Origin of the sequence: Flavonifractor sp. An4 (assembly GCF_002161755.1) — a bacterium.
Classification (GTDB): Bacteria; Bacillota; Clostridia; order Oscillospirales; family Oscillospiraceae; genus Flavonifractor; species Flavonifractor avicola.
The window spans coordinates 62108-87616 of the sequence record NZ_NFIL01000006.1 but is presented as its reverse complement, the minus strand read 5'-3'; the positions used below and the strand labels follow the sequence as shown (position 1 = coordinate 87616).

Here is a 25509-nt window from a genome sequence, read left to right as displayed (position 1 = left end):
GGGAAACCAGATGGCCTTTTCTCTGACAGAAGAACAACAGGCGGCGGTAGATAACCGGGGAGGTGGCCTTCTGGTCTCCGCCGCGGCAGGCTCCGGTAAGACCCGGGTGCTGGTAGAGCGTCTGCTGGCCCGGGTGGAGGAGGGGGCCGACGTAGACCGCTTCCTGGTCATCACCTACACCAAGGCTGCCGCTGCCGAGCTGCGGAGCCGTATTGTGGAGGAGTTGTCCGACCGGCTGGCTCTGCGGCCCACCGACGGCCACCTGCGCCGCCAAGCCACACTGGTGTACAAGGCCGGCATCTCCACCATCCACGCCTTCTGTGCCCAACTGCTGCGGGAGTGCGGCCATCTGCTGGATCTGGACCCGGATTTCCGGCTGTGCGACGAGGGGGAGGCGGGCATCTTGATGCTCCGCGCCCTCAACGATGTGCTGGACAGGCGTTATGAGTCCATGGAGGCGGACTTTGCCCAGCTGGTGGACACCATGTCTGCCGGACGGGACGACGCCCGGCTGGTCCAGATCGTGCTGGATATCCGGGGCAGGGTCCAGGCCCACCCCAATCCCGCCGCCTGGCTGGAAGAACAGGAGCGCACCTTTGCTCTGGAGGGAATCTCCGATCCGGTGCAGACACCCTGGGGGAAGTTGCTGCTGGCTGATGCCGCCGGGCAGGCCGCCTATTGGCGGCAGCGGATGGAGGAGGCCCGGGATCTGTGTGAGCGGGACGCGAATCTGCTGGCCAATTACGGGGACAGTGTGGCCCAAACCGCCCAGGCCTTACAGCAGTTTGAGGAGGCGGCGAGCCAGGGGTGGGATGCTGCCCGTGCTCTGCTGCCTATTCCCTTCCCCACAGTGGGACGGAAGAAGATGGTGGATGACCCCGCCGCCGTGGAGCGGGTGAAGGTCATCCGCACCGCCTGCAAAAAGCGGCTGGAGAAGCTGGAGGACTGGTTTGCCGACAGCGGGGACGACCTGTTAGCCGACCTGCGGACGGTGTACCCCGCCATGCGGGGGCTGTTCGCCCTGGTGCGGGACTTTGAGGAGGCCTATGCCGCCGAGAAGGCCCGGCGTGGGCTGGTGGACTTCTCCGATCTGGAGCATATGGCGGTACGCCTGCTGGTAGGGGAGGACGGCCAGCCCACCGAGCTGGCCCGTCAGTGGAGCACCCGGTACGATGAGATCATGGTGGACGAGTACCAGGACACCAACGAGGTACAGAACGCCATTTTCTCCGCTCTGTCCAAAGATGGGACTAATCTGTTTATGGTGGGCGACGTGAAGCAGTCCATCTACCGCTTCCGTCTGGCCGACCCCACCATCTTCCTGGGCAAGTACCGCTCTTTCAAGCCCTACACCGAGGCAGGGGAGGGGGAAGAGCGGCGGGTCATCCTGTCCCGCAACTTCCGTTCCCGGCCCGAGGTGCTGGAGGGATGCAACGACCTGTTCCGGGCCGTCATGTCGGTGCCCTTTGGTGAGATGGAGTACTCCGACGACCAGGCCCTCTACCCCGGTGCCCCTTTCCAACCGGACTCCACCTACTGCGTGGAGCTGGACGCCCTGGACGGGGATATCGATGGAGAAGAGGGCGCGGAGAAGGTGAGCCGGGATCTGCTGGAGGCCCGATTTGCTGCCCGCCGGATCCGGGACCTGCTGGACCAAAACTTCCCTGTCTCTGACGGGGAGGGGGGCACCCGACCGGTGCGTCCCTCCGACATCGTGATTTTGCTCCGCTCTCCCAATACGGTCCTGCGCCACTATGCCCGGGCTCTGGGGGAGCGGGATATCCTGTGGGAGGCCGAGGGAGGTGGAGACTTCTTCGGCTCCACCGAGATCTCGGTGGCCCTGTCTCTGCTCCAGATCGTGGACAATCCCCGGCAGGATGTGCCCCTCATCTCGGTACTGCGCTCCCCGGTGTACGGCTTCTCGGCCGACCGGTTGGCCCAGATTCGGGCGGCCAGCCCGGATACCGACTTTTACGCGGCCTTGGCCGCTGACGACGGGGAGGACAGTAAGGCCTTCCTGGCCGAGCTGGACGACCTGCGGTTTGGGTCAGGGGACATGAGCAGTCACCAGCTGCTGTGGCACATCTATGACCGCACCAATTTGCTGGGCATCTTCGGCGCCATGGAGGAGGGAGAGACCCGGCAGGGCAACCTGCTGGCCCTGGCCGAGCTGGCCCGGCAGTTCGAGGGGGCGGGCCACAAGGGCCTGTTCCGGTTCCTCACCTACCTGACCCGGCTGCGGGAGAATGGAAACACCCTGACGCCCCCTACCCCAGGCCGCACCGGCGGCGGGGTGCGGATTATGAGCATCCACAAATCCAAGGGCCTGGAGTTCCCGGTGGTGCTGCTGTGCGGTCTGGCCCGGCGGCTCAACCGGGAGGATATGAGCCGCCCCATCCTGTTCCACCCCAAGCTGGGTGTGGGCCCCAAGGGCCTGGACGTGGAGCGGGGCATTGAATACCCCACTTTGGCCCGGATGGCGGTTGCCCGCCAGCTGGAGCGGGAGATGATGGCGGAGGAGCTGCGGCTTCTCTATGTGGCTATGACCCGTGCCAAAGAGAAGCTGATCCTGTCGGTGGCCCTCACCGGCGGGGGGAAGGATCTGGAGAAGCTGGCAGGGGACGCAGGTGATCCGGTGGACCCCCAGGTACTGCTGGCCTGCCAGAGTGTGGGCCAGTGGGTGCTGCTCCATGCTCTGTGCCGCCCTGAGGCGGGAGCCCTCCGCCGGGCGGCGGGACAGGACGTGGCGGTCTTGGATACCTCCTTTGGTCCGGCGTGGGACATTCGGTTTGTAGATGGAACGCCCTTGGCGCAGATGCCGCCTCACCGCTGGACAGCTCCGCAGCGGGAGCAGGAAGAGGAAGAAGGTGGGGAAGATCTGACCGACCTGCTGCGTTGGACCTATCCTCATGGGGCGGAGGTGGCCATTCCCTCCAAGCTTACCGCTACCCAGCTGAAGGGCCGGGCTTTGGACGAGGAAGCGGCGGAGGAAGCCCCGCGGCCTGCCAGATCCCTCAGCTTTGGACGGCCCCGGTTTGCCGCCGAGGAGATGGGCCTTACCGCCGCCCAGCGGGGCACCGCCCTTCATCAGGTGCTCCAGTACATTGATTTTGAGAAGGCTGAAACAGTAGAAGGGGTGCAGGCTGAGATCGCCCGGCTGGTGGAGGGGCAGTACATCACCCCCCAGCAGGGGGAAGTGGTGGACCCTGCTCCCATCGCCGCCTTCTTCCAATCGGAGCTGGGGCAGCAGCTGCTCTCGTCTGTCTCCCTGCGGCGGGAGTTCAAGTTCTCCATCCTGGAGCCTGCCAGCCGCTACTATCCCCATGCGGGGGAGGGGGAGCAGGTGCTTTTCCAGGGCGTGGTGGACTGCTACTATGAGACTCTGGAGGGCATCACGGTGGTGGACTTCAAGACCGACCGGGTGACCAAGCGCACTGTGGCGGAACGTGCAGAGCACTACCGCCCCCAGCTGGAGGCATACAGCCGGGCTCTGGCGGAAATCACTGGAAAACAGGTGATCCGCCGGGTGCTGTGGTTCTTTGCGTTGAACCAGAGTGTGGATCTGTAGCAATTTGAAAATTTCTGAAAAAAACTGTTGCAATCCACCAGGCTTTGTGCTATTATATTCTAGCGTTTATAAGGCGTGGAGGTTTGCTGCGCCGCTTCATCCGGAACGAGAAAGAGGTGAACACAACAATGAAGGAAGGCATCCATCCCAACTACGAGCAGACCACCATCAAGTGTGCCTGTGGTAATGTGATCGAGACCGGCTCTACCAAGAAGGACATCCGCGTGGAAGTTTGCTCCAAGTGTCACCCCTTCTTTACTGGCAAGCAGAAGATGGTGGATACTGGCGGACGTGTCAGCCGCTTCAACAAGAAGTTCGGCCTGGACAAGTAAGTTCGTATGTGAGGGCCCGTACCGGTTTCGGTACGGGCCTTTTTTCTATTGGTGCTGCACCTGTTGGCACCGGCGAATACCCGTCCCCGGCAAGAACAGCATCTTTCTTTTTTTCGAAAAGACACATATAATAGAGCAGAGACAACAGGAGGTGCGCGCCATGTTTGAAAAAATCGACCCCAAGGCGTTGAATCAAAACGTCTTTTCCCTGATCGGGGATCAGTGGATGCTCATTACCGCCGGCACCAAGGAAGCGTGCAACACCATGACCGCCAGCTGGGGCGGCCTGGGCGTGCTGTGGGGCAAGCCGGTGGCTACCGTATACATCCGGCCCCAGCGGTACACCCTGGAATTTGTGGAGCGGGAAGACACCTTCACCCTGTGCTTCTTTGGGGAAGCATACCGGAAGGCTCTGGCTCTGTGCGGCTCCAAGAGCGGCCGGGATGTGGATAAGGTGAAGGAGTGCGGCTTCACGGTTGCCACGGAAGAGGGCGCCCCTTACTTTGAGGAGGCCGACCTGGTGCTGGTGTGCAAGAAGGCCTACTGGCAGGATATGGACCCCACCCACTTCCTGGACGGGGAAATTGATAGCAAGTGGTATCCCGAAAAGGATTATCACCGCATCTTCATCGGCGAGATCCTGGAGGTCTTGCGGAAAGTATAATGTAGGGGCGCGTCCTGCGCCCATCGGAGGACACATGACAGAAAACCAAGAGAAAAAAGCCATCAACCGGGCAGTGCTGGTGGGCCTCAACGCCCACTGCCTGTCCCGGGAGGAAAATGCCGACGACTCCTCCATGGAGGAACTGGCCGACCTGCTGGAGACGGCGGGCGGCGTGTGTGTGGGCACCGTGTTTCAGAACAAGGACACCCCCGATCCCCGTACCTTCATCGGCGAGGGCAAGGTGGCGGAGGTGAAGGAGCTGGTGGACGCCATGGGGGCCGACATGGTCATCGTGGACAACCCCCTGTCCCCCTCCCAGCAGCGTGCCCTGTCCGAGGACCTGAAGGTCCAGGTGCTGGACCGTGCGGCCCTCATCCTGGACATCTTCGCCCAGCGGGCCCGCACCAAGGAGGGCCGACTCCAGGTGGAGCTGGCCCAGTATCAGTATCTGCTGCCCCGTCTGCTGGGTATGTGGACCCACCTGGAGCGGCAGGAGGGCGCCATCGGCACCCGCGGCCCCGGCGAGACCCAGCTGGAGACCGACCGGCGGCACATCCGCAGAAAGATCCAGAAGCTGCGGGAGGAGCTGGACCAGGTGCGGCGGGTGCGCTCCACCCAGCGCTCCCGCCGGGAGAAGAACGAGGTGCCGGTGGTGGCCATTGTGGGCTACACCAACGCGGGCAAGTCTACTTTGCTCAACAAGCTGACCGGCTCGGATATCCCCGCCAACAACCGGCTGTTCGACACCCTGGACACTACCACCCGCACTCTGGAGATTTCCGATACCTGTACGGTGCTTCTCAGCGACACAGTAGGCTTCATCCGCAAGCTGCCCCACCATCTGGTGGAGGCCTTCAAGGCCACCCTGGAGGAGCTGTCCTACGCCGATCTGCTGCTTCACGTCATCGACACCTCCAACCCGGAGTGGCGGGAGCAGGCCGAGGTGGTGGAGAAACTGATCTGTGAGCTGGGCGCCGAGCAGACTCCCCGTATCGACGTATTCAACAAGATCGACCGCTGCCCCAGCGAGATTTTGCCCCACGGGGAGGACATCGTGTCCATCTCTGCCAAAACCGGCCAGGGACTGGACGAGCTGCTCAGCAAGATCGGCGACCGGCTGGACACCGGCGCCCACCGGGTGGTGCTCCACATCCCCTATGACAAGGGCGGTATTGTGGATCTGCTTCACCGGGAGGCCAAGGTGGAGCGGGTGGACTACGGCGAGACCATCGAGGTAGAGGCCGTGTGCACACCCATTCAGCTGGGCCGTCTTAAGGATTATATCGTGTCCGGCTGGACGCCCCCCAAGGAGTTTTGGGAGGATTAAGGAGGGCAACACCATGAGACCACTGGAGACCGAGCGCCTGATTCTGCGTCCCTTTACCGAGGAGGACGCGGCCAATTTGTATGCCTATGCCAGCCACCCGGAGGTAGGGCCTTGGGCGGGGTGGAAGCCCCACGCCGACGAGGCGGAGAGCTTACGGGTAATCCGGGAGATCTTCCTGCCCTCTGACACTCTGGCGGTGATCCGGAAGTCCGATGGGCGGCTTATCGGCTCCGCCGGGTTTGTGGGCAAGCATCGCACTGAGCTGGGCACCCCCAGCGAAGAGGTGGGCTACTCTCTGGCCCGGGACTGCTGGGGCCAGGGGCTGATCCCTGAGGCGGTGGAGGCCATCCTCCGCCACTCCTTTGTGGACCTGGGCTATGCCGCCATCTGGGCCGCTTACTACGATGGCAACCGCAAATCCAAGCGGGTGATGCAGAAGTGCGGCATGACCTACCGCCTCAGCCGGGTGGAGCCGGTGGAGCAGCTGAATGAGACCCGGCTGGCTCACTATTTTGCCATTACCAGAAGGGAGTGGGAGGCCAGATGACCGAATACTACATTCCCACTGCCCCCTCAGAGACCGAATTTGTGGAGAAGCGCTCCCGGTTCATCGGCCATGTCTGGCCGGTGGAGAGCGAGGAGGAGGCCCGGGGTTACATCGAGGCCATGAAGAAGAAGTACTACGACGCTCGCCACAACTGCTGGTGCTACCGCATCAAGGAAGGCGGCGTGGAGCGGTACTCCGACGACGGAGAGCCCCAGGGCACCGCCGGACAGCCCATGCTCAACGTGTTTCAGCGGGAAGAGGTCACCAACGTGTGCTGCGTGGTGACCCGTTACTTCGGCGGGGTGCTGCTGGGGGCGGGCGGCCTGGTGCGGGCCTACACCCAGAGTGCCAAGGACGCTCTGGATGCCGCCGGGATCTCGGTGGTGCGCCGGTGGGTAGAGACGGCGGTGACCTGCCCCTACTCCTTCTTCGAGCGGGTGCGCCAGGAGGCGGAGGCCCAGAGCGGCGTATTGGGTGAGAGTGAGTACGCCGCCGACGTTACCGTCCATGTGCTGCTGCCCGAGGAGAACACCGAGGCTTTCGCCGCCCGGCTCACCGAGATGACTGCAGGAGGTGTGGCTCCCATGACTTTGGGAGAAGCCTTCCGGGCAGTACCCATCAAATAAAAGCAAAAGCGTCCCCACGGCAACGCCGTGGGGACGCTTTTTATTTGCTGGTCAGCAGCAGCAGGTCTTTGGAGGGCAGTTCCAGCCACAGAGGGTCGCGCCGGGCCAGAGCGGCCCAGCGCTCCTTCTCCAGTTCGATGCGCAGCCGGGAGAAGCCCTGGCTGCCGCCGGGAGTGGTCAGCATGACCACCGTGGAGAACACGTTTTCCACCACCCGCTCCACCCGGCAGGGGAGTGCGTTGGGGCCGGGGCCCTCCACCGGCCTGATGTAGTGGGCCCGGACGCCGATGTGGGTCAGTCCCTCCGGCAGCGGTTGGCCTGGGTTCAGAGTTACGCCCCAGTCCAGAGCCTCTACTTTGCCGTCCGCTGTGGCCTTGGCACGGGACACATTCTTGCAGCCGGACAGCAGACAGGCCGACAGGGTGCGGGGAGCCTCAAAGAGTTCATGTACCGGCATCATGGCCTGGGAGCGGCCATTGTCCAGTACACACACCTGCTGGCACAGCCGCTGTACCTCGTCCCGGTTGTGGGTGACGAAAAATACCGGCCCGGAGAAGGCGGCGAGAATGTCGGCCAGCTCCAGTTCCACCTGCCATTTCAGATAGCTGTCCAGGGCGGAGAAGGGCTCGTCCAACAGCAGTACCTCTGGTTGACTGGCCAGGATACGGGCCAGGGCCACCCGCTGCTGCTGGCCGCCGGACAGCTGACGGGGGTATTTGTGCTCCTGCCCCTCCAGGGAGAAGGAGGAGATCAGACGGTTTACCGTCTCTTTTCTGGAGGATTTGTCCTGTACCCCCACGGCAATGTTCTGTGCCACCGTCATGTTGGGGAAGAGGGCATAGTTTTGAAAGAGATAGCCTACCCGCCGCTTCTGGGGGGGCAGGTCGATGTGTTGCTCCGAGTCAAAGAGTACCTTGTCATCCAGCACAATGCGGCCCCGGTCGGGTTTTTTGATGCCAGCGATGCACTTGAGGGTGAGGCTCTTGCCGCAGCCGGAGGCTCCCAGCAGGCCGGTGACCTGGCCGCTTTCCGTTTCAAAGGAGCAGTCCAGCTGGAATTTACCGAAGTCTTTGTGAATGTTAACCTGTAACCGCATCACTCCACCTCCCCGGAGACAGGAGCGGCCCGGCGGCGGGGCCTGCGGTCCTTTTTCTCCAACATATTGACACACAGCAGCACCACGGCGGAGATGGCCAGGTTGATGAGCACCCACTGCATGGCTCCGGCGTCGTCGCCAGTGCGCCACAGCTGGTACACCGTGGTGGAGATGGTAGCCGTCTTACCGGGGGTGTACCCGGCAATCATGGCGGTGGCGCCGTATTCGCCCAGAGCACGGGCGAAGGACAGCACGGTGCCTGCGATGATGCCCTGCTTGCAGTAGGGCATCATGACCCGCCAGAAAATCCAGGTATTGGACTTGCCCAGGGTGCGGGCGGCGTGGGCCAGAGTCACGTCGAAGGACTCGAAGGCTCCCCGGGCAGTGCGGTACATCAGAGGAAAGGCCACCACTGCCGAGGCGAAGATGGCCGAGTACCATACCATGGTCAGCCGCAGGTCAAAGACCTCCAGGAACCACAGGCCGATGGTCCGCTTGGGGCCCAGCAGCCGCAGCAGGAAATAGCCCACCACGGTGGGGGGGAGGACCAGAGGGAGGGTGAGGACCACGTCCAGCACACCCTTCACCAGCCGGGGCAGCTTGGCCACATAGTAGGCCGCCAGAATGCCCAGGAAGAAGATAAGCACCGTGGAAATGGCGGCAATGCGCAGGGAATTCAAAAGGGGATAGAGATCCAGAACCAATCACCTGCCTGATCAAATAGGCCTGCCGCTGTGCGGCAGGCCCCTATTTTTACTGGATGACGGTAAAGCCCACACCCTCCAGCACGGCGATGGCGCCGGCATTGGTGTGCAGATAGTCCAGGAAAGCCTGGGCAGCGGCCTGGCTGGCCTCGCTGCCGCCGCATTTCGTGACGGCGGCGGGGTAGATGACCTGATCGCACATCTCGGCGGTGGCCTGATCCACTACGTTGAGCTCATAGGTAAAGGCGTCGGTGGCGTAGATGATGCCGCAGTCAACAGCGCCCTCCTTTACCTGATTGGCCACCTCGGATACGTTGGAGGCGTAGGTCACCTTGCCGGCGTCCTCCAGGGCGGCGATGTCGATGCCCAGGGTGTCCAGAATCTGGAGGGAGTAGGCCCCCACGGGCACGTCGTCGTTGCCCAGGCAGAGCAGGGACAGCTTGTCGGTGGCCAGATCGGAGAAGGACTGGATGTCCTTGGGGTTGTCGTCGGGTACCGCCAGCACCACCTTATTCTCCACAAAGTTGATGCGGGTGTCGGACTGCACGAAGTCCAGCCCCTCATTGGTGCCGGTGGTATCGGTGCTGTCCAGCTGGTTCATCTGCTTCTGAGCGGCGGAGATAAACAGGTCGCACACAGCGCCCTCTTCGATCTGGGTCTTGAGGGTGCCGGAGGAGTCAAAGGTGAAGGTGAGCTTCACGTTGGGAGCCACCTCTTTGTACAGGTCGGCGATCTGAGTGAGTGTGGCCTCCATGGAGGCGGCGGCGAACACCACCACTTCCACCTCTTCGGACTGAGCGGGGGTGGGAGTCTCGCTGTTCTGAGCGGGGCTCTGGGCGGCACCGGAATTGCCGCCGCAGGCGGCTAACGCCAGGATCAATGATAGGGACAGGACCAGGGATACGATTTTTTTCATACTGCATTCTCCTTTACAAAATGGTAGGCGATCCCGTTTCCAGGAGCGCCCCGGCCCGCCGCCATGACATCAAAGGTTTTAGGCGTTACGGGCTCGAAGAATTCAGGACTTATCTTAACGGGCGCAGTTACCCGTAGTCCCCCTTAAAATCTCCAGGCCGTGGGCCAGAGAGGGAAGAATGAACTCCAGGCACTCCCGCACCGCCTTGGGACTGCCGGGCAGGTTGACCATGAGGGTCTGTTTGCGGATGCCCGCCGCCGCCCTGCTCAGCATGGCCCGGGGGGTGATCTGGAGGGACTGCCACCGCATGGCCTCGGCAATGCCGGGGGCGGGGCGCTCGGTGACCGCTAGGGTGGCTTCCGGGGTGAGATCAGTGGGGGAGAAGCCGGTGCCGCCGGTGGTGAGGACCAGGTCGGCCAGATCGTTGTCGCACAACCGCTTTAGCTCGCCGCCCAGCGGCTCCAGCCCGTCGGGCAGCAGGGCGGTGTGGACCACCTCATAACCTGCCGCCTCCACCATTTCCCGGATCACGGGACCGCTCTTGTCCTCCCGCTGTCCGGCATAGCCGGAGTCGCTGAGGGTGATGATGGCTACCCGCATATTCAGCCCTCCTCCACGATGGTAAGGTCATCCCCCACCGAGATGGTGCCCCCATGGAGCACCTTGGTAAACACGCCCTCCCGGGGCATAATGCAGTCGCCCATGACCTTGTAGATCTCACAGTGGGCGTGGCACTGCTTGCCCACCTGGGTCAGCTCCAACACCACGTCGTTGCACTTGAATTTGGTACCGATGGGCAGGGCCTTGAAGTCGTAGCCCTCCACCACCAGGTTTTCCCCAAAAGCGCCGTCATCCACCACGGCGCCTCTGGCCCGGAAGGCCTCCACCTGCTCATGAGAGAGCAGGGACACCTGACGGTGCCACTTGCCGGCGTGGGCGTCTCCCTGGATGCCCCAGTCCTCCACGAACTGGGCGGAGCCCACATTCTTCTTCTGGGTGCCCTTCTGTTCACTGACACAGACAGCGATCACTTTGCCCATGGTATTATCCTCCAATTTGATTCATGTTGCGGCCCTCGTCGGCCGCCTCCCGCTGTCCGCCGAAGTGGTGGCTGGCGGGTTTGTGGTTGATAGCGTCTGCCATGGCAGTTTGCAGGGCCGTATCGTCGGCGCCAGCGTCCAGCAGAGCCTTCAGATCCACCCCGTGGTCGTATTGCAGACAGGTCTTGAGAAAACCGGTGGCAGTGAGCCGCACCCGGTTGCAGCTTTGACAGAACTGATGGGACACCGCACTAATAAAGCCCACCTTGCCCTGAAAGCCGGGAAAGGTCACATTCCGGCTGGGCCCGCCCAGAGCATCGGAGGGGCAAGGAAGGGCGAGGCCGAAGGCGGTCTCCAGCTGCCGTAGCACCTCCTCCTCGGTGCGGCGAGTGAGGGTGTCTCCCAGGCCAATGGGCATCAGCTCGATGAAGCGGACGGTCAGGTCCCGGTCCTTTGCCAGGGCAGCCAGAGGCACCAGTTGGGCGTCATTGCCGCCGGAGGGGACACAGTTGACCTTGACGGTGAGGTTCGGTGCAGCCAGAGCGGCTTCCAGCCCCTCCAGGGCCCGGGGCAGCTCGTCTCGCCGGGTGAGGGAGGCGAACTGGGCCCGATCCAGGGTGTCCAGGCTGAGGTTCACCCCATCCAAGCCGGCCTTCAAAAGTTCGGGTAGTTGGTCGGCCAGCAGTATTCCGTTGGTGGTGAGGCTGACGGTACGGATGCCGTCGATGGCCTTTAACTCCTGCACCAGATTGGCCAGACCCTTGCGTACCAGGGGCTCGCCGCCGGTGAGGCGCACCTTTTCCACCCCCAGAGAGGCGGACAGACGCACTAGGCGGATGATCTGCTCATAGGTAAGGATGGCGCTGTGGTCCACCCACTCCACACCCTCCTCGGGCATACAGTAGCGGCAGCGCAGATTGCACCGGTCGGTGACCGACACCCGTAGATAGCGGATGTTTCGTCCAAATTGGTCAAGCATGGCCGCCATCCTCCTTTACCAGACGGAGCAGAAAGCGAACCGCCTCATGGGGCTGGTCCAGGGGCAGCACCGGTACGTCGGGTACCTCCAGAGGCAGATCGGTGACCAGAGCCAGCAGGGTGGCCGGGTCGGACACCGGTTCCTCCGAGTTGCCCTTCCGTACCACCTCCAGCTTGGGCCAGCCGGTGTGCTTGAAGCCCTCCAGCAGGATCAGATCCGCTTCAGGGAATTGCGTGATGAGGAAGTCCTCTGTTACAGGCTGCTTCTTCACGATCTTAAACTTTTCCCCGTCAAAGATGGCGGTGCCTGCCGCACCAGCGGCCATAAAGCGGCCGGTATCGGTACCGGGCGGGTCTGCGTCAAAAGAGTGGCCATCGTGCTTGACCACTGCCACGGTGAGGCCCGACTCCTCCAGCAGGGGGAGCATGGCTTCTATGAGGGTGGTTTTGCCGGAGTTTTTCACTCCGGATACCGCCACCACCAGGGGCTTAGCCACGGTCATACACCCCCGACTTGCCGCCTTCCTTGTGGACCAGATGGATGTCGCCCAATTCCATCCCCTTGTCCAGGGCCTTACACATATCGTAGATGGTAAGCAGGGCTACAGAGACGCCGGTGAGGGCCTCCATTTCCACGCCGGTTTTGCCGGAGAGCTTGACGGTGCAGGTGGCCCGCACGGCGCAGGCCTCTTCCAGAATTTCGAAATCCACCGACAGGTGGCTGAGCAGCAGGGGATGGCACAGAGGGATCAGCTCCCAGGTGCGCTTGGCGGCCATAATGCCCGCTACCCGGGCCACACCCAGCACGTCGCCTTTGGCGGCGGTGCGTCCGGTGATAGCCGCCAGAATGGGCGGGGTGACTTTGATGGTGCCCTCGGCCACCGCTGTGCGATAGGTGGGCTCCTTGCCGGTCACATCCACCATAATGGCGTTGCCGGCCTCGTCAAAATGATTGAAAGCAGGTTCCATAATAACCTCCTTATAGAATCGATATCAGGTGCTCACAGCAGCCACACCTGGATGGCCTGTCCAGCCTCCACCGGTGGAGTGCCTGCCGGCAGCTCCACCAAACAGTTGCACCCCACCAGGGAGGCCAGCTGGCCGGAGGAGTGACCCACCGGCAGGGTTACCTGACCCTCCTCATATCTGCCCCGGAGAAAACGACGCCGGGGACTGGGCTTGTCATAGGGGGTGGTCAGGACGGCCTGCTGCCGCCGGGGGAGCAGGTGGGGCTCTCCTGCCAGCGCGGCCAGCAGGGGCTGAGCCAACAGTTCAAAGGTGGTGAAAGCGGCAAAGGGATTGCCCGACAGAGACAGGATCGGCTTGCCCTTATACCGGGAGAACATAGCCGGGGTGCCCGGCTTCAGGTCCACCTTCCAAAATACCCGCTCCGCCCCCAGCAGGGGGAGGGCTTGGTGAAAGATATCCTTGTCACCCACTGACACGCCGCCGGTGCTGATGAGCAGGTCGCAGTCCGCCAGCATTCCTTCCATAGCTTTCGCCACAGCGGCGGGGGAGTCGGCGGCATGGCGGCAAAGAGAAGGTATGCCAAGCTCCGTCAGCCGGGCGGTGAGAAGAGCCCCGTTGGAGCCGTAGATCTTCCCGGGAGGGAGGGGCTGCCCGGCCTCCACCACTTCGTCCCCGGTGGTGAGCAGCCCCACTTTGGGCCTGCGTCGCACGGCTACCTCTGTGATACCGGCGCTGGCCAGTACGCCAAGGGCGGCGGCATCCAGCCGGGTGCCTGCCGGGAGCAGCAGGCTGCCTGTCCGGTAGTCCTCACCCTGATAGACATAATTTTTATAAGGGGGGAGGGAGGCGTAGATTCTTACCGGGTTACCCAGATCAGTGTCCTCCTGGCGGAGTACGCAGTCACAGCCTTGGGGCAGCATGGCTCCCGTCATGATGCGGATGGCCTGTCCGGGCAGAAGAGGGGATTTTGCTTCATCTCCCGCATACAGGGTATCTACCACCGGCAGACAGATGGGGTGGTCCCGGTCCGCCCCGGCGATGTCAGCAGAGCGGAGAGCATAGCCGTCCAGAGGGGAGCGGTCAAAAGGTGGCTGGTCAACAGGGGCAGTTACGTCAGATGCCAGGGTACGGCCCAGAGCCTGAAGGGCGGGCAGTGTCTCCGATCCCAGCGGGGACAGCCCCCCGGTCATCAGCTCAACTGCCTGTTCCAGCGAAATGCCGGTGACCATGGTCAGCACCCCTTGCCGAAGGGGCAGATGGGGTAGTGGCACTCGGGACAGCCCAGACACAGCCCGCCGTGGCCCAGGGCTTTCAGATCGGCCCGGCTGACCCGTACCCCGGCGGCGATGCGGGGGAGTACCAGGTCAAACACGGTGGCCTTGGCGTACATGACGCAGCCGGGCAGGCCCATAATAGGGGTGCCGTCGGCAAAGTAGCCCAGCAGGAACATGGCGCCGGGCAGCACTGGGGCGCCGTAGGACACGATGTCCGCGCCGGTGTCCTTGATGGCCTTGGGGGTCTTGTCGTCCGGGTCCACGCTCATGCCGCCGGTGCACAGGATCAGGTCCACTCCCTTGGCCTTGTAGTCCAGGGCGGCGGCGGTGATGGCGGCCATGTCGTCGCCGGGGAGGCAGTGCTGGGTGACTTCAATGCCGTAGGCGGCCAGCTTGTCGATGATGACGGGGGTAAAGGTATCCTCAATGAGGCCCTTGGCCACCTCGCTGCCGGTGGTGATGAGGCCGCAGGTTTTCAGCTTCCAGGGCGTGAGGGAGAGGATGGGACCGGTGCCGGCTCGCTCCTCCACCTGCCGTAGCTTGTCCTCGGCGATGACCAGAGGGATAATGCGGGTGCCCGCCAGCTTGTCCCCCTTGTGAACGGCGGTGTTGGTGTGGCGGGTGGCGATCATGATCTCGTCCTCACCGTCGAGGGCGTTGAGCCGCTCTACATCCACCTGAAACAGGCCGTCGATGTCGGCGATGAGCTCGATCTTGCCCTCCTTCACGTCGGTGCCGTGCATATGCTCATTCTGGCACAGGGCCTGAAGGCGGAGGGCGGCCTCGTCCTCATGGAGCATCCCGGGCTGGCGCTCCCACACATAGAGGTGCTCCTTGCCCATGCTCAGCAGCACCGGGATATCCTCCTCGGTGACCACATGGCCCTTGCGGAACCGGGCGTCCTTGGTAACGCCACGAATGATCTGAGTCAGGTCGTGGCAGAGCACATGGCCCACCGCGTCGCGGGTATCGATCAGTTTCATCATCTGTTCCTCCTAGTAAACAAAAAGAGGTACCGTCCGATCCGGTACCTCTGGACAGAAGGGTACAATACCCCCCTGTGAAAGAGACTCCTTTTCAAAGACGGAAGGCCGTGCCGTTTCCAGAACGACCCTGGCGGTACGCCATAGGCCGGGCCCTTAGGCGGTTCCGCTCGGAGCACACTCAATTTTCATCAGCATACCACATTTTTTGTTAGATTGCAATGGCCAAGGTGGCGCGGGTGTGGTACACTACAGAAAGAAAGGGGAGAGGAGCATGAGAGAGCTGCGGGGACGGTTTGCCCCCAGTCCCAGCGGGCGGATGCACCTGGGCAATCTGTTTTCCGGGCTGCTGGCCTGGTTATCGGTGCGCTCCGCCGGGGGGACTATGGTGCTGCGGATGGAGGACCTGGATCCGGATCGGTGCCGGGCGGAATACGCCGATCAGCTGGCCGACGATCTGCGCTGGCTGGGTCTGGACTGGGACGAGGGTTATCAGACCGGAGGACCTCATGGACCCTATACCCAAAGTGACCGTACAGAATTGTATGCGGACGCCTTCCGAGATCTGGAGAAAAGAGGGCTGATCTACCCCTGCTTCTGCACTCGGGCGGAGCGGCTGGCTGCCTCAGCGCCCCACAGGAGCGACGGACAGGTGATCTATGGTGGCAAGTGTAGACGCTTGACAGAGAAAGAGCGGGCGGAATTGGGTGAAAAACGTTGTCCCGCCTGGCGTTTGATGGTGCCTGACAGGAATATTAGCTTTACAGATAAACTGCAAGGAGCCTATACCGAAAACCTGCTCAAAGACTGCGGAGACTTCATTGTGCGCCGGTCTGACGGGGTGTATGCCTACCAGCTGGCGGTGGTATACGACGACGGGGCCATGGAGATCAATCAGGTGGTGCGGGGGCGGGATCTGCTGGATTCCACCCCCCGGCAGATCTATCTCTACGAGCTGTTGGGACTGACCCCGCCGGAGTTCTGCCACGTGCCTCTGCTGCTGGCCCCCGACGGCAGACGGCTGTCCAAACGGGAGCGGGACCTGGATATGGGGGCCCTGCGGCAGCGGTTCACCCCGGAGGGGCTGACCGGCCTGCTGGCCTTCTGGGCCGGGCAGCTGGACAAGCCGGAGCCGGTGCGTCCGGCGGAGCTGGCCAAGGACTTTGACTGGGCGAAAGTCCCGGCGGAGGATATTGTGGTCCATCCCGACCAACTGTAAAAAGGACGCCGCGGCATATTGCCGCGGCGTCCTTTCTATCTTTAGGAGAAACTCACGTTGCAGTCGGTGGGGACCACGCACACATAGGTGTTGCCCACGCCGAAGGTGATGGGGTTGCCGTCGGCATCCTCATAATAGAACTGGCCGCTGGGGGCCTGCTTGCTCCAGGTCAGCTCGGTGATTTTGCCGCCGCAGGCAAAATAGCCCTTGCCGCCGCTGGACAGGTCCACGGTGATGTGGCCCAGATAGTCGCCGGTGTTGCGGCAGGCGGTCTTGATAATGACTACGTTGGTGACCTCTACCTGCTGCTGGGTGTTGCCGTCTATGTAGGCCGCGCCGTACTCCTCTACACCGTACTTACCGGTGTTCTCATTGTAGACAAAACGGCCGGTCTTGTAGCTGGAGACGGGAACGGTGATCTGGGTGGCGTCCACGCCGTCGGCGGGAGTACCGTCCTCAGCGAAGTTCATCTCATAGACGTAGCCGTCCTTATGGTCCAGACGGATGTTGTAGGTGGGCAGCCGGCCCATGATGGACTGGCCGGTGGTGACCACCGTGTGCTCCAGGCTGTAGCTTTGCTTGCGCACCGGGTCACGCCACATCAGGTTGCTGTTTTCGGTGTTGCCCAGATAGGGGCCTCGTACCGCGTCCAAGGCGGTGACGCCCCAGGTCTTGATTTTGCTGTAGGCGTCCTCGCTGCCGCCGGCATGGAGGAACACGGCGTCGTGGCCCAGGGCAACCTCCAGATAGTAGGGACGGGCGGAGCGGATAGAGCCGATGGTGCCCACTCCGTCCAGGGACTGATAGACGCCAACCATTCGGGTGATGCCGCCCTCGGCGGGAATCTCATAGATGATATCAGCCTGAGACTGGCCCAGCTGGGGGAGGGCCTGCTTCAGGTTGTTGAGCATGATGGCCACCGGCCGGCGGTTGACCCACTCTTCGCCCATGGGCAGGCCGGTGAGTGGGTTGAGGGGACCGTCATAAGGGGTCTCGGTGGGTGTGGGCGTAACACTTTCCACCACGGGGGCGGAGGAAGTGGGCGGCGCGGGGGAGTCCTCCGGTTCCGGAGACCCACCGCAGGCGGAGAGCAGCAGGGGCAGCGTAAGCAGCAGGGGCAGCAGTTTTTTTCCCATGACGGTATCCTCCGTTTTCTTGCCGGGCGCCCGCCGTGGGGGCCGGGGCTCCGCAGTGTGGTACCTTTATCATACTCTGTGGGACAGGTTCCCGTCAAGGTGGCCGCAGCCGGGAAATTGCACTTGTGATTTTACTCGGGCTTGGGTATAATGATTAGTAAGCGGCAAGCGCTTCGGAAAGGAGAACTCCATGGCACGTCACGGTTTTATCCACGACAAACTGGATATCAAGTTCCTGATCCTCTACATTATGGCACGGGTGGCATCTCCCATCGATTTTCACGCCCTTACTGACCTGACCATGTGCGATGATGGGGTGGACTACTTCGAGTTTGCCGAGGCGGTCTCCGAACTGGTGGAAACCGGGCACCTGACCCTGGAGAACGACCTGTACGCCATCACCGACAAGGGACGTTCCAACGGCGCCGCCTGTGAGAGCAGCCTGCCCTACACCGTCAAGCAGAAGTGCGGTGTCAATCTGGCCCGGATCAACGGCATCCTCCGGCGCAATGCACAGGTGCGCGCCCATGTGGAGGACCGGCCGGAGGGGGGCAGCACGGTGAAGATGGAGTTGGACGATGACAAGGGAAATCTGTTCACGCTGGAGCTGTTCTGCGGTACCCGGGAGCAGGCCCAGCGGATGGCCAAGGGCTTCAAGGAGGAGCCGGAGCGGGTGTACAACGATGTGATCACTGCCCTGCTGGAGTGGGAGAAAAATCGATAATTTCCCGGGAAAGAAAAAATAAGTGTTGACAAAGCCTGGTCGGGGCGCTATAATAACCGAGCAGTCTTTTGACGGGGCTGTGTTTTGCGGATGTGCTGGAACTGGTAGACTGGCTAGCTTGAGGTGCTAGTGGCCCACGGCCGTACGGGTTCGAGTCCCGTCATCCGCACCATATGCGCGAGTGGTGGAATTGGCAGACTCGCTAGATTCAGGTTCTAGTGTGCATTACGCACGTGCGGGTTCAAGTCCCGCCTCGCGCACCAAAAAAGAAGGACATCCGTAAAGGATGTCCTTCTTTTTTGGATACCTCAAGAAATCAAAATGCTCGGGGCAAGTGAATTGCCCCTGCGCCGAGTTTTTGGGCTGACAGCCCAAAACGCTCGTACGGCGCAAAAGCGCCGACGGCCCAAAGGGCCGGTTTTAAATACTGCAAGAAATGAAAGACATTGATACGGCCCGATGCAAGATGGGCCGCCATTATCCCGGAAATGGAGGACCAGGACCATGAATGAAAAGGAAGTAGGGGAGCTGCGCCGCCGGTTCAAGGCGGACAAGAGTGCCATCACCCATGTGCGGGGCTGCTACGTCAACGAAAAGAAGGAGATCGTCTCTCAGTTTAACCAGTCCCTGGCGCTGATGAGCGAGGAGGAGAGCGAAAAGCTGCTGGCCATTCTGCGCCGCACCCTTTCCGGCGGCATTGACCGCAACCTGATCGACATCAGCTTTGCCACCAAGCAGGTGGCGGAGGGGGAGGAGCACAAGCTGCTCATGGCCCTGCGGGATTCTGGTCTGGGGGATGAGGAAGCTGTCCAGGCCTTTTTCCAGAAGGCCATCGACAGCCTGGATCTGGAAGGCAGCTATCTGATCCTGCTGGCTCATGACCGGTACGACGTACCCTACCGGGCCAAGGACGGCGAGACCCAGAAGGACGCCTCCGAGGAGGTCTATTCCTACATTCTGTGCAGCATCTGCCCGGTGAAGCAGACCAAGCCCGCCCTCAGTTTCCAGGCCCGGGAGAGCCGCTTCTATAACCGCCAGGCTGACTGGCTGGTGTCCCCGCCGGAGGTGGGTTTCCTGTTTCCCGCCTTTGACGATCGTACCACCAACCTTTATGACGCGTTGTACTACAATCGAGACGTGGGGGAGAACCACGAGAATTTTGCCCAGGCGGTATTTGCCTCTCCCATCCCCATGCCCGCCCAGGCTCAGAAGGAGACCTTCCAGTCCATTCTGGGGGAGACTTTGGGGGAGGAGTGCAGCTACGACGTGGTCCAGGCGGTCCATGACCAGCTGCGGGAGCTGGTAGAGGAGCACAAGGAGAATAAGGAAGAGGAGCCTCTGATGGTGTCTAAGGGGGCGGTGAAGTGTGTGCTGCTGTCCTGCGGCGTGTCCGAGAGTCATGTAAACGCCTTTGACAGCCGCTACGACGACAGCTTTGGAGCGGAGACCCGGCTCAGTCCCCGGAACCTGGTGGATGCCAAGCAGGTCCAGGTCTCCATGCCCGACGTAACCATCAAGGTGTCCCCGGAGTACAGCGCCCTGGTGGAGACCCGCTCTATCAACGGGAAAAAGTACATCCTCATTCCGGCGGAAGGGGAAGTGGAGGTCAACGGGGTGCCCATCCACATCGACGGCTGACCACAAGCTGGGAATTGCATCTTTTTGAAAAATAGAGTAGAATCAGGTATCGACTTTTGCAGGGAGGCATTGCCATGGGAATCTTTAACCCGGAGCACGGTATCTACCGCCTGACGGAAAAGATAGCCGATCTGGTGATTTTGAGTGTGTTTTGGCTGGTGTGTTCCATTCCCCTGGTGACGCTGGGGCCAGCCACCACCGCGCTCTACAACACGGTGGTACGCTGTATCCTGGGCGATGAGCGCAACAGCTGGGTCCTGTTTTTCCGTACCTTCAAGCAAAATTTCAAGGTGGGTGCACTGACCAGCCTGGTGATAGTCCCGCTGATGGCGGTGCTGGTCATCCTCCACGAGGTGCTCTATCAGATGGCCCTGACGGACGATGTGGGCTATACGCTGTTTTTTGCCTACCGGGTCTTTCTGCTACTGCCCATCGGCTTTATCTGCTACCTCTTTCCGGTGCTCTCCCGGTTTACCTTTCAGGTCAGCGGGCTGCTGATCAACTGCGGCAAGCTGGCCATCGCACACTTGCCCAGCACCGTGCTGATGGCGGTGATCGCTTTTGTCGCCCTCATCGTATGCTCTAATGTGCCCATTCTGGTTATGTTGCTGCCCACTATCGTGACTTGTCTGCACGCCTTTCTGCTGGAGCGGATTTTCCGGCCCTATATCAAGGAGCAGCAGCCGGACGTGGACGATGAAGAGGACGACGAAGATGAAATGTAAATGAATATGTCAATTATCAATGAAAAAGCCGCGCCGGCTTCCACGAGGGAAGCCGGCGCGGCTTTTTTGCGTCAGAGGGAGGAGTGCATCATGGTATTGATGGCCTCCTGATAGGAGAGTTGGATGTGCTCGGTGAGCAGCTGGCAGGCAGTTTCCTGCTGCTGCTGAAGAATGGAGTCCAGAATGGCGATATGCTCCTGATTGCTCACCTGATAGCGCAGGGGGCGCCATGCGGTGATGCGGATCAGCTTCAGATAGTCCACCAGACTGCGCATCAGCTGGGAGGCATAAGTGTGACCTTACCTTTAACACCACCATTGCCAACCTGCAGCAGTACAAGTCCGGTGTGGCTCTGTCCACGCCCAAGATGGTGAAGGCCACCAACAAGGAGATCAAGGTCATGCACACCAAGTGCATGGGACCGGACGACATGATTACCAGCCTGTCCGGCGGTAACCAGCAGAAGGTCATCTTCGGCAAGTGGCTGGAGCGGGAGCCCCAGGTATTTATGATGGACGAGCCTACCCGCGGCATCGACGTGGGCGCCAAGTATGAGATCTATGAGCTGATCATTCAAATGGCCAAGCAGGGAAAGACCATCATCGTGGTCTCTTCCGAAATGCCCGAGATTCTGGGCATCACCAACCGGATCGGCGTGATGTCCAACGGACACCTGTCCGGTATCGTGAACACCAAGGAGACCAATCAGGAGGAGCTTTTGCGCTTGAGTGCAAAGTACCTGTAATGGTGGAGGGGACAAAGCATACGTGCTTTGTGTGTATTGCAACAAAGGCTGAACGCCATGATATGGTAAGGCCCCGCAGATCACCCGTACAGCGGATGATCTGAGCGACATTATAGTGGGAGAAATTGCTTATGGTAGCAAATAATTCGAAAATTCTGACGGCTGAGCAGGAGGAAAAACTGCGTCAGCCTATTGACGAGTATGTCGGTAAGATCCAGGCATAGATCGACGCCCTGCGGGCGGACGGCACAGACAAGGTTATCGACATTCAGAATAGCATTGACAGCCTGAAGCGGGATAAGATCTATACGGCCCAGGAGAAGGCTGCCAAGCTGAAGGAGTATCAGGCAGAGCTGGCAAAGGCCAAAGAGGTGGAGGCCAAGAACAAGGAGCAGGTTTCCAAGCTGATTGGCGATGCCGAGGCCTATCTGAAAGCACACTTTGACACCGACTATTATCAGGCGGTCACCGCCAGCTGCAAAGAAGAGAAGCAGCAGGCCCTGACCAATTACGCCGCAGCGGTGGATCAGCTCAACAAGGAGCATCAGGCGACCCTCTCCAAGCTGAGCGATCCCCACGAGATCAAGGACGAGAAATACGTCCACAAGAACCGCTTGTTTGACGCCAAGATGAAGCGGACCAAGGATCTGCAGGAGGTCAAGGACCGCCGCCATGCCGCCTTCGATCACAAGTTCCACCTGATCGATATGCTGCGGATGAGTAAGTTCACCTTCGGAGAGACCATGTCTCAGAAGTGGGAGAACTACAAGTACACCTTCAACCGCCGTGACTTCCTGCTGAGAAACGGCCTGTACATCGCCATCATCATCATCTTCATTGCTCTTTGTATCATCACCCCCATCGTCAAGAATGTCCAGCTGCTGACTGTGAACAACATCCTTAACATTCTGCAGCAGGCGTCCCCCAGAATGTTCCTGGCTCTGGGCGTGGCCGGCTTGATCCTGCTGGCCGGCACCGACCTGTCCATCGGCCGTATGGTTGGTATGGGCATGACGGCTGCAACCATCGTCATGCACCAGGGCATCAACACCGGCTCTGTGTTCGGTCATATCTTTGACTTCACCGGTATGCCGGTCATCGTCCGGGTGTTCCTGGCTCTGGTGGTCTGCATCGTGCTGTGCACCATCTTCACCACCATCGCCGGTTTCTTTACCGCAAAATTCAAAATGCACCCCTTCATTTCCACCATGGCCAATATGCTGGTCATCTTCGGCCTGGTGACTTATTCCACCAAGGGCGTTTCTTTCGGCGCCATTGATTCCAGCATTCCCAAGATGATCATCCCCCGGATCGGCAGCTTCCCCACCATCATCCTGTGGGCTGTTGCGGCGGTAGCCGTGGTGTGGTTCATCTGGAACAAGACCACCTTTGGTAAGAACCTGTACGCCGTGGGTGGCAACCCTGAGGCCGCCGCGGTTTCCGGTATCTCCGTGTTCAAGGTCACTGTGGGCGCCTTCGTCCTGGCCGGTGTGCTCTACGGCTTCGGTTCCTGGCTGGAGTGCCTGCGCATGACCGGTTCCGGCTCCGCCGCTTATGGCCAGGGCTGGGAAATGGATGCCATCGCGGCCTGCGTGGTGGGCGGCATCTCCTTCACCGGTGGTATCGGTAAGATCTCCGGCTGTGTGGTGGGCGTGTTCATCTTCACCGCCCTGACCTACTCTCTGACCACTCTGGGCATCGACACCAACCTGCAGTTCGTGTTCTCCGGCATCATCATCCTCGTGGCTGTTATGCTGGACTGCCTGAAGTACGTGCAGAAGAAGTAATTCCATCAAGCAAAAGCGCGAAGCCGCTGCAAGGCAGACGCGGGGGACCGCTCTGCTTTGCAGCGGTTTTTCTTTGTACACCGCTCTGTCAGGGATTGGATTTGAGGGCGGAATGTGCTATGATGAAAGAAACAGCCCGAGGAGTGGGGTCTGCCCGCTCTGTCCGGGACGCAAAAGGAGAGAAGAACCATGCAAGAACTGGGCGCTGTGCGTAACGCACTGAACGCAGGGGAGCTGGATGGCCCACTGAAGGGCCTGCTGTGTCATGACCTTACCGCCGGCCGGAAACGGGTGGCGGATCTGCTGGATGGGTTTCAAAAGACCTTTGGGGCGGGGGAGAACACACCTGTGACTCTGTGCTCCGCCCCGGGCCGCACCGAGATCTGCGGCAACCATACCGATCATCAGCACGGCCGGGTGCTGGCCGGCGCGGTGGACCTGGACTTTTTGGCTTGCGCCGCCCCCAACGGCACCAACACCATCCGGTTCCAGTCTGAGGGCTGGCCCCTGGTGGAGGTGAACCTGGACACCCTGGAGCCCAAGGAGGAGGAGAAAGAGTCCACTGCTTCTCTGGTCCGGGGTATGGCGGCGCAGGCTGCCCAGCGGGGCTATCCTGTATCCGGCTTTGATGTATATGCCACCTCTGAGGTGCTGCCCGGCTCCGGCCTGTCCTCCTCGGCGGCCTGCGAGGTGCTGCTGGGTGTCATCGAGAATCATCTGTTCTGCCGGGACGAGCTGGACCCGGTGACAATTGCCCAGATGGGCCAGAAGGCAGAGAACATTTACTTCGGTAAGCCCAGCGGCCTGATGGACCAGACAGCTTCCTCCGTGGGCGGCGCGGTGGCCATCGATTTTGCTGACCCTGCCGCCCCTGTGGTGCGGACGGTGGCGGTGGATTTGGCCGGCCTGGGCTATGCCCTGTGTATCATTGACTCGGGGGCCAGCCACGCCGACCTGACGGCTGAGTACGCTGCGGTGCCTCAGGAGATGGGGGCTGTGGCGGCCTACTTCGGTAAGCAGGTGCTGCGGGGAGTGGAGGAGGATCAGGTGATCCAGGCCCTGCCCCAGCTGCGGAAGGCGGTAGGGGACCGGGCGGTGCTCCGTGCCCTCCACTTCTTTGCCGACGACAAGCGGGTGAAGCTGGAGGCCGACGCCCTGGAGCAGGGAGATATGGATACCTTCCTGGAAGTGGTGAAACAGTCGGGCCGTTCCTCCTGGGATCTGCTCCAGAATATTACTCCCATGGGCGCGGTGAAGGAGCAGGCCATGGCGGTGGCGCTCACCGTGGCGGAGCGGGCTCTGTCCGGCCGGGGCGCTTGCCGGGTTCACGGCGGCGGCTTTGCCGGTACCATCCAGGCCTTTGTGCCGCTGGATCTGCTGGAGCGTTTCCGCAAGCAGGTGGAGGCCTGCCTGGGTGACGGCAGCTGTCATGTGCTGTCCATCCGCCCTGTAGGCGGCACCGTTCTCTGGCCCTGAGCAAGTGCATAAAGTGATGTGAAAGGAGCGCGTCTGAATAATGGCGATTTTGGTATTGGGCGGAGCCGGTTACATCGGCTCCCATACGGTATATGAACTGATTGACGCCGGCCGGGACGTGGTGGTGGCCGACAACCTGCAGACTGGTTTCAAGGCTGCAGTCCATCCCAAGGCAAGATTCTATCAGCTGGACATCCGGGACCGGGGGGCTCTGGATACCCTGTTCCAGGCAGAGGACATTGAGGGCGTCATCCACTTTGCCGCCTCCTCCCAGGTGGGCGAGTCCATGTCCGATCCTCTGAAGTACTATGACAATAATCTCTATGGCACCATGGTGCTGCTCCAGTCCATGGTGGCCCACGGCGTGGACAAGATCGTATTCTCTTCCACCGCCGCCACCTACGGTGAGCCGGAGCGGGTGCCCATCCTGGAGGACGACCGTACTGTGCCCACCAACTGCTACGGCGAGACCAAGCTGTCCATGGAGCACATGATGAGCTGGGTTTCCAAGGCCCACGGCCTGAAATACGTGGCCCTGCGCTACTTCAACGCCTGCGGTGCCCATATCTCCGGCCAGATCGGCGAGGCCCACAATCCTGAGACCCACCTGATCCCCATCATTCTCCAGGTGCCCCTGGGACAGCGAGAGGCGGTCAGCGTCTTTGGCGACGACTATCCCACCAAGGACGGCACCTGCATCCGGGATTATATCCATGTCACCGACCTGGCTCAGGCCCATATTCTGGCTCTGGATTACCTGCTCAAGGGCGGGGAGAACAACGTGTTCAACCTGGGCAACGGCGTGGGCTTTACCGTAAAGGAAGTAGTGGACGTGGCCCGGGCAGTTACCGGACACCCCATCCCCGCCAAAATGGCTCCTCGCCGGGCGGGCGATCCCGCTCAGCTCATCGCCTCTTCGGAGAAGGCCATCAAGGTGCTGGGCTGGAAGCCTCAGTACAACGACCTGAACACCATCGTGGCCTCTGCCTGGGCCTGGCATAAGAGCCATCCCAACGGCTTTGAGGAGGGCTGAGC

General features: G+C 61.3%; 24 protein-coding genes, 2 tRNA genes, 2 pseudogenes and 2 riboswitches. Of the genes and pseudogenes, 16 read left to right on the top strand and 12 right to left on the bottom strand.

All coding sequences use genetic code 11. The features are described 5' to 3' along the window. Nucleotides 1-10 precede the first annotated feature (10 nt). The 6 genes from addA (at nucleotide 11) to B5F94_RS04550 (ending at nucleotide 7064) form a co-directional block, all read left to right on the top strand. Entirely contained in the window at nucleotides 11-3568 is a 3558-nt protein-coding gene (gene addA, locus B5F94_RS04575) for a helicase-exonuclease AddAB subunit AddA (RefSeq protein ID WP_087328180.1), read from the top strand. Between the two features lie 128 nt (nucleotides 3569-3696). Continuing rightward, complete coding sequence (gene rpmE / locus B5F94_RS04570; protein WP_087328273.1) at nucleotides 3697-3900, top strand: 50S ribosomal protein L31; 204 nt, start codon at nucleotides 3697-3699, stop codon at nucleotides 3898-3900. Nucleotides 3901-4060: 160 nt separating this feature from the next. Next, a complete protein-coding gene (locus tag B5F94_RS04565) occupies nucleotides 4061-4564 on the top strand; it encodes a flavin reductase family protein (protein WP_087328176.1) in 504 nt (167 codons plus the stop codon). A gap of 34 nt (nucleotides 4565-4598) precedes the next feature. Then, the gene (gene hflX, locus B5F94_RS04560) at nucleotides 4599-5891 is read left to right on the top strand and encodes a GTPase HflX (protein ID WP_087328173.1); all 1293 of its coding nucleotides are present in this window, start codon (nucleotides 4599-4601) and stop codon (nucleotides 5889-5891) included. Between the two features lie 13 nt (nucleotides 5892-5904). Then, entirely contained in the window at nucleotides 5905-6438 is a 534-nt protein-coding gene (locus B5F94_RS04555) for a GNAT family N-acetyltransferase (RefSeq protein WP_087328170.1), read from the top strand. Continuing rightward, on the top strand, nucleotides 6435-7064 hold the full coding sequence (locus tag B5F94_RS04550) for a YigZ family protein (RefSeq protein WP_087328168.1): 630 nt from the start codon (nucleotides 6435-6437) through the stop codon (nucleotides 7062-7064). The genes B5F94_RS04555 and B5F94_RS04550 overlap by 4 nt, the downstream gene beginning before the upstream one ends. 40 nt (nucleotides 7065-7104) lie before the next feature. On the opposite strand, the gene B5F94_RS04545 is transcribed toward B5F94_RS04550, so the two are convergent. The 10 genes from B5F94_RS04545 to B5F94_RS04500 all read right to left on the bottom strand — a co-directional run bounded on the left by B5F94_RS04545 (nucleotide 7105) and on the right by B5F94_RS04500 (nucleotide 15024). Further along, complete coding sequence (locus B5F94_RS04545) at nucleotides 7105-8160, bottom strand: sulfate/molybdate ABC transporter ATP-binding protein (protein WP_087328166.1); 1056 nt, start codon at nucleotides 8158-8160, stop codon at nucleotides 7105-7107. Then, complete coding sequence (gene modB / locus B5F94_RS04540; protein WP_087328271.1) at nucleotides 8160-8858, bottom strand: molybdate ABC transporter permease subunit; 699 nt, start codon at nucleotides 8856-8858, stop codon at nucleotides 8160-8162. Before modB ends, B5F94_RS04545 begins: the two co-directional genes overlap by 1 nt. Before the next feature lie 55 nt (nucleotides 8859-8913). Then, nucleotides 8914-9780, bottom strand: a complete 867-nt coding sequence (gene modA, locus B5F94_RS04535) for a molybdate ABC transporter substrate-binding protein (protein ID WP_087328163.1) — start codon at nucleotides 9778-9780, stop codon at nucleotides 8914-8916. Beyond that, nucleotides 9773-9891, bottom strand: a riboswitch (molybdenum cofactor riboswitch). (Overlaps the previous gene by 8 nt.) Nucleotides 9892-9894: 3 nt before the next feature. Continuing rightward, nucleotides 9895-10380 (bottom strand): MogA/MoaB family molybdenum cofactor biosynthesis protein, encoded by a 486-nt coding sequence (locus B5F94_RS04530; RefSeq protein ID WP_087266307.1) that lies wholly within the window; start codon nucleotides 10378-10380, stop codon nucleotides 9895-9897. A 2-nt stretch (nucleotides 10381-10382) separates the two neighbouring features. Then, nucleotides 10383-10820 carry an MOSC domain-containing protein gene (locus B5F94_RS04525; RefSeq protein WP_087328161.1) on the bottom strand — a complete coding sequence of 146 codons (438 nt, stop codon included), beginning with the start codon at nucleotides 10818-10820 and terminating at the stop codon, nucleotides 10383-10385. Between the two features lie 4 nt (nucleotides 10821-10824). After that, the gene (moaA, locus tag B5F94_RS04520) at nucleotides 10825-11799 is read right to left on the bottom strand and encodes a GTP 3',8-cyclase MoaA (protein WP_087328158.1); all 975 of its coding nucleotides are present in this window, start codon (nucleotides 11797-11799) and stop codon (nucleotides 10825-10827) included. Next, the gene (mobB, locus tag B5F94_RS04515; protein WP_087328155.1) at nucleotides 11792-12301 is read right to left on the bottom strand and encodes a molybdopterin-guanine dinucleotide biosynthesis protein B; all 510 of its coding nucleotides are present in this window, start codon (nucleotides 12299-12301) and stop codon (nucleotides 11792-11794) included. The genes moaA and mobB overlap by 8 nt, the downstream gene beginning before the upstream one ends. Then, complete coding sequence (gene moaC, locus B5F94_RS04510) at nucleotides 12288-12767, bottom strand: cyclic pyranopterin monophosphate synthase MoaC (RefSeq protein WP_087328153.1); 480 nt, start codon at nucleotides 12765-12767, stop codon at nucleotides 12288-12290. Before moaC ends, mobB begins: the two co-directional genes overlap by 14 nt. Before the next feature lie 32 nt (nucleotides 12768-12799). Then, nucleotides 12800-13996 carry a molybdopterin molybdotransferase MoeA gene (glp, locus tag B5F94_RS04505; RefSeq protein WP_087328150.1) on the bottom strand — a complete coding sequence of 399 codons (1197 nt, stop codon included), beginning with the start codon at nucleotides 13994-13996 and terminating at the stop codon, nucleotides 12800-12802. Nucleotides 13997-13998: 2 nt separating this feature from the next. Beyond that, nucleotides 13999-15024 (bottom strand): molybdopterin-binding protein, encoded by a 1026-nt coding sequence (locus tag B5F94_RS04500; protein WP_087328146.1) that lies wholly within the window; start codon nucleotides 15022-15024, stop codon nucleotides 13999-14001. Nucleotides 15025-15095: 71 nt separating this feature from the next. Further along, nucleotides 15096-15212: riboswitch (molybdenum cofactor riboswitch) on the bottom strand. An 86-nt stretch (nucleotides 15213-15298) separates the two neighbouring features. Here B5F94_RS04500 and gluQRS point away from each other — a divergent pair. Further along, the gene (gene gluQRS / locus B5F94_RS04495; RefSeq protein ID WP_087328143.1) at nucleotides 15299-16243 is read left to right on the top strand and encodes a tRNA glutamyl-Q(34) synthetase GluQRS; all 945 of its coding nucleotides are present in this window, start codon (nucleotides 15299-15301) and stop codon (nucleotides 16241-16243) included. A 41-nt stretch (nucleotides 16244-16284) separates the two neighbouring features. Here the strand turns inward: gluQRS and B5F94_RS04490 are convergent, their stop codons facing one another. Next, nucleotides 16285-17379, bottom strand: coding sequence for a DUF3048 domain-containing protein (locus B5F94_RS04490; protein ID WP_087328138.1), 1095 nt, complete (start codon nucleotides 17377-17379; stop codon nucleotides 16285-16287). A gap of 190 nt (nucleotides 17380-17569) precedes the next feature. On the opposite strand from B5F94_RS04490, the gene B5F94_RS04485 reads away from it, so the two are divergent. The 5 genes from B5F94_RS04485 (at nucleotide 17570) to B5F94_RS04465 (ending at nucleotide 20466) form a co-directional block, all read left to right on the top strand. Beyond that, a complete protein-coding gene (locus B5F94_RS04485; RefSeq protein ID WP_087187386.1) occupies nucleotides 17570-18103 on the top strand; it encodes a DUF4364 family protein in 534 nt (177 codons plus the stop codon). Nucleotides 18104-18189: 86 nt separating this feature from the next. Further along, nucleotides 18190-18275 (top strand) — tRNA-Leu (locus B5F94_RS04480). Nucleotides 18276-18278: 3 nt separating this feature from the next. Beyond that, nucleotides 18279-18366: transfer RNA gene (locus B5F94_RS04475), tRNA-Leu, on the top strand. Between the two features lie 241 nt (nucleotides 18367-18607). Further along, nucleotides 18608-19741: a DUF4317 domain-containing protein gene (locus tag B5F94_RS04470; RefSeq protein ID WP_087328135.1), complete on the top strand. Its 1134-nt coding sequence runs from the start codon at nucleotides 18608-18610 to the stop codon at nucleotides 19739-19741. 74 nt (nucleotides 19742-19815) lie between these two features. Then, the gene (locus tag B5F94_RS04465; RefSeq protein WP_242965583.1) at nucleotides 19816-20466 is read left to right on the top strand and encodes a YesL family protein; all 651 of its coding nucleotides are present in this window, start codon (nucleotides 19816-19818) and stop codon (nucleotides 20464-20466) included. 71 nt (nucleotides 20467-20537) lie between these two features. Here the strand turns inward: B5F94_RS04465 and B5F94_RS04460 are convergent, their stop codons facing one another. Continuing rightward, nucleotides 20538-20729, bottom strand: a complete 192-nt coding sequence (locus B5F94_RS04460; RefSeq protein ID WP_158100254.1) for an FCD domain-containing protein — start codon at nucleotides 20727-20729, stop codon at nucleotides 20538-20540. Nucleotides 20730-20755: 26 nt separating this feature from the next. Between B5F94_RS04460 and B5F94_RS04455 the strand changes: the two are divergent. The 4 genes and pseudogenes from B5F94_RS04455 to galE form a co-directional block, all read left to right on the top strand. Beyond that, nucleotides 20756-21211, top strand: a pseudogene (locus B5F94_RS04455) (ATP-binding cassette domain-containing protein); the annotation flags it as partial. A 131-nt stretch (nucleotides 21212-21342) separates the two neighbouring features. After that, nucleotides 21343-22998, top strand: a pseudogene (locus tag B5F94_RS04450) (galactoside ABC transporter permease). A gap of 189 nt (nucleotides 22999-23187) precedes the next feature. Then, nucleotides 23188-24474: a galactokinase gene (locus B5F94_RS17020; protein WP_087328129.1), complete on the top strand. Its 1287-nt coding sequence runs from the start codon at nucleotides 23188-23190 to the stop codon at nucleotides 24472-24474. A gap of 40 nt (nucleotides 24475-24514) precedes the next feature. Next, entirely contained in the window at nucleotides 24515-25507 is a 993-nt protein-coding gene (gene galE / locus B5F94_RS04440) for a UDP-glucose 4-epimerase GalE (protein WP_087328126.1), read from the top strand. Nucleotides 25508-25509 lie beyond the last annotated feature (2 nt).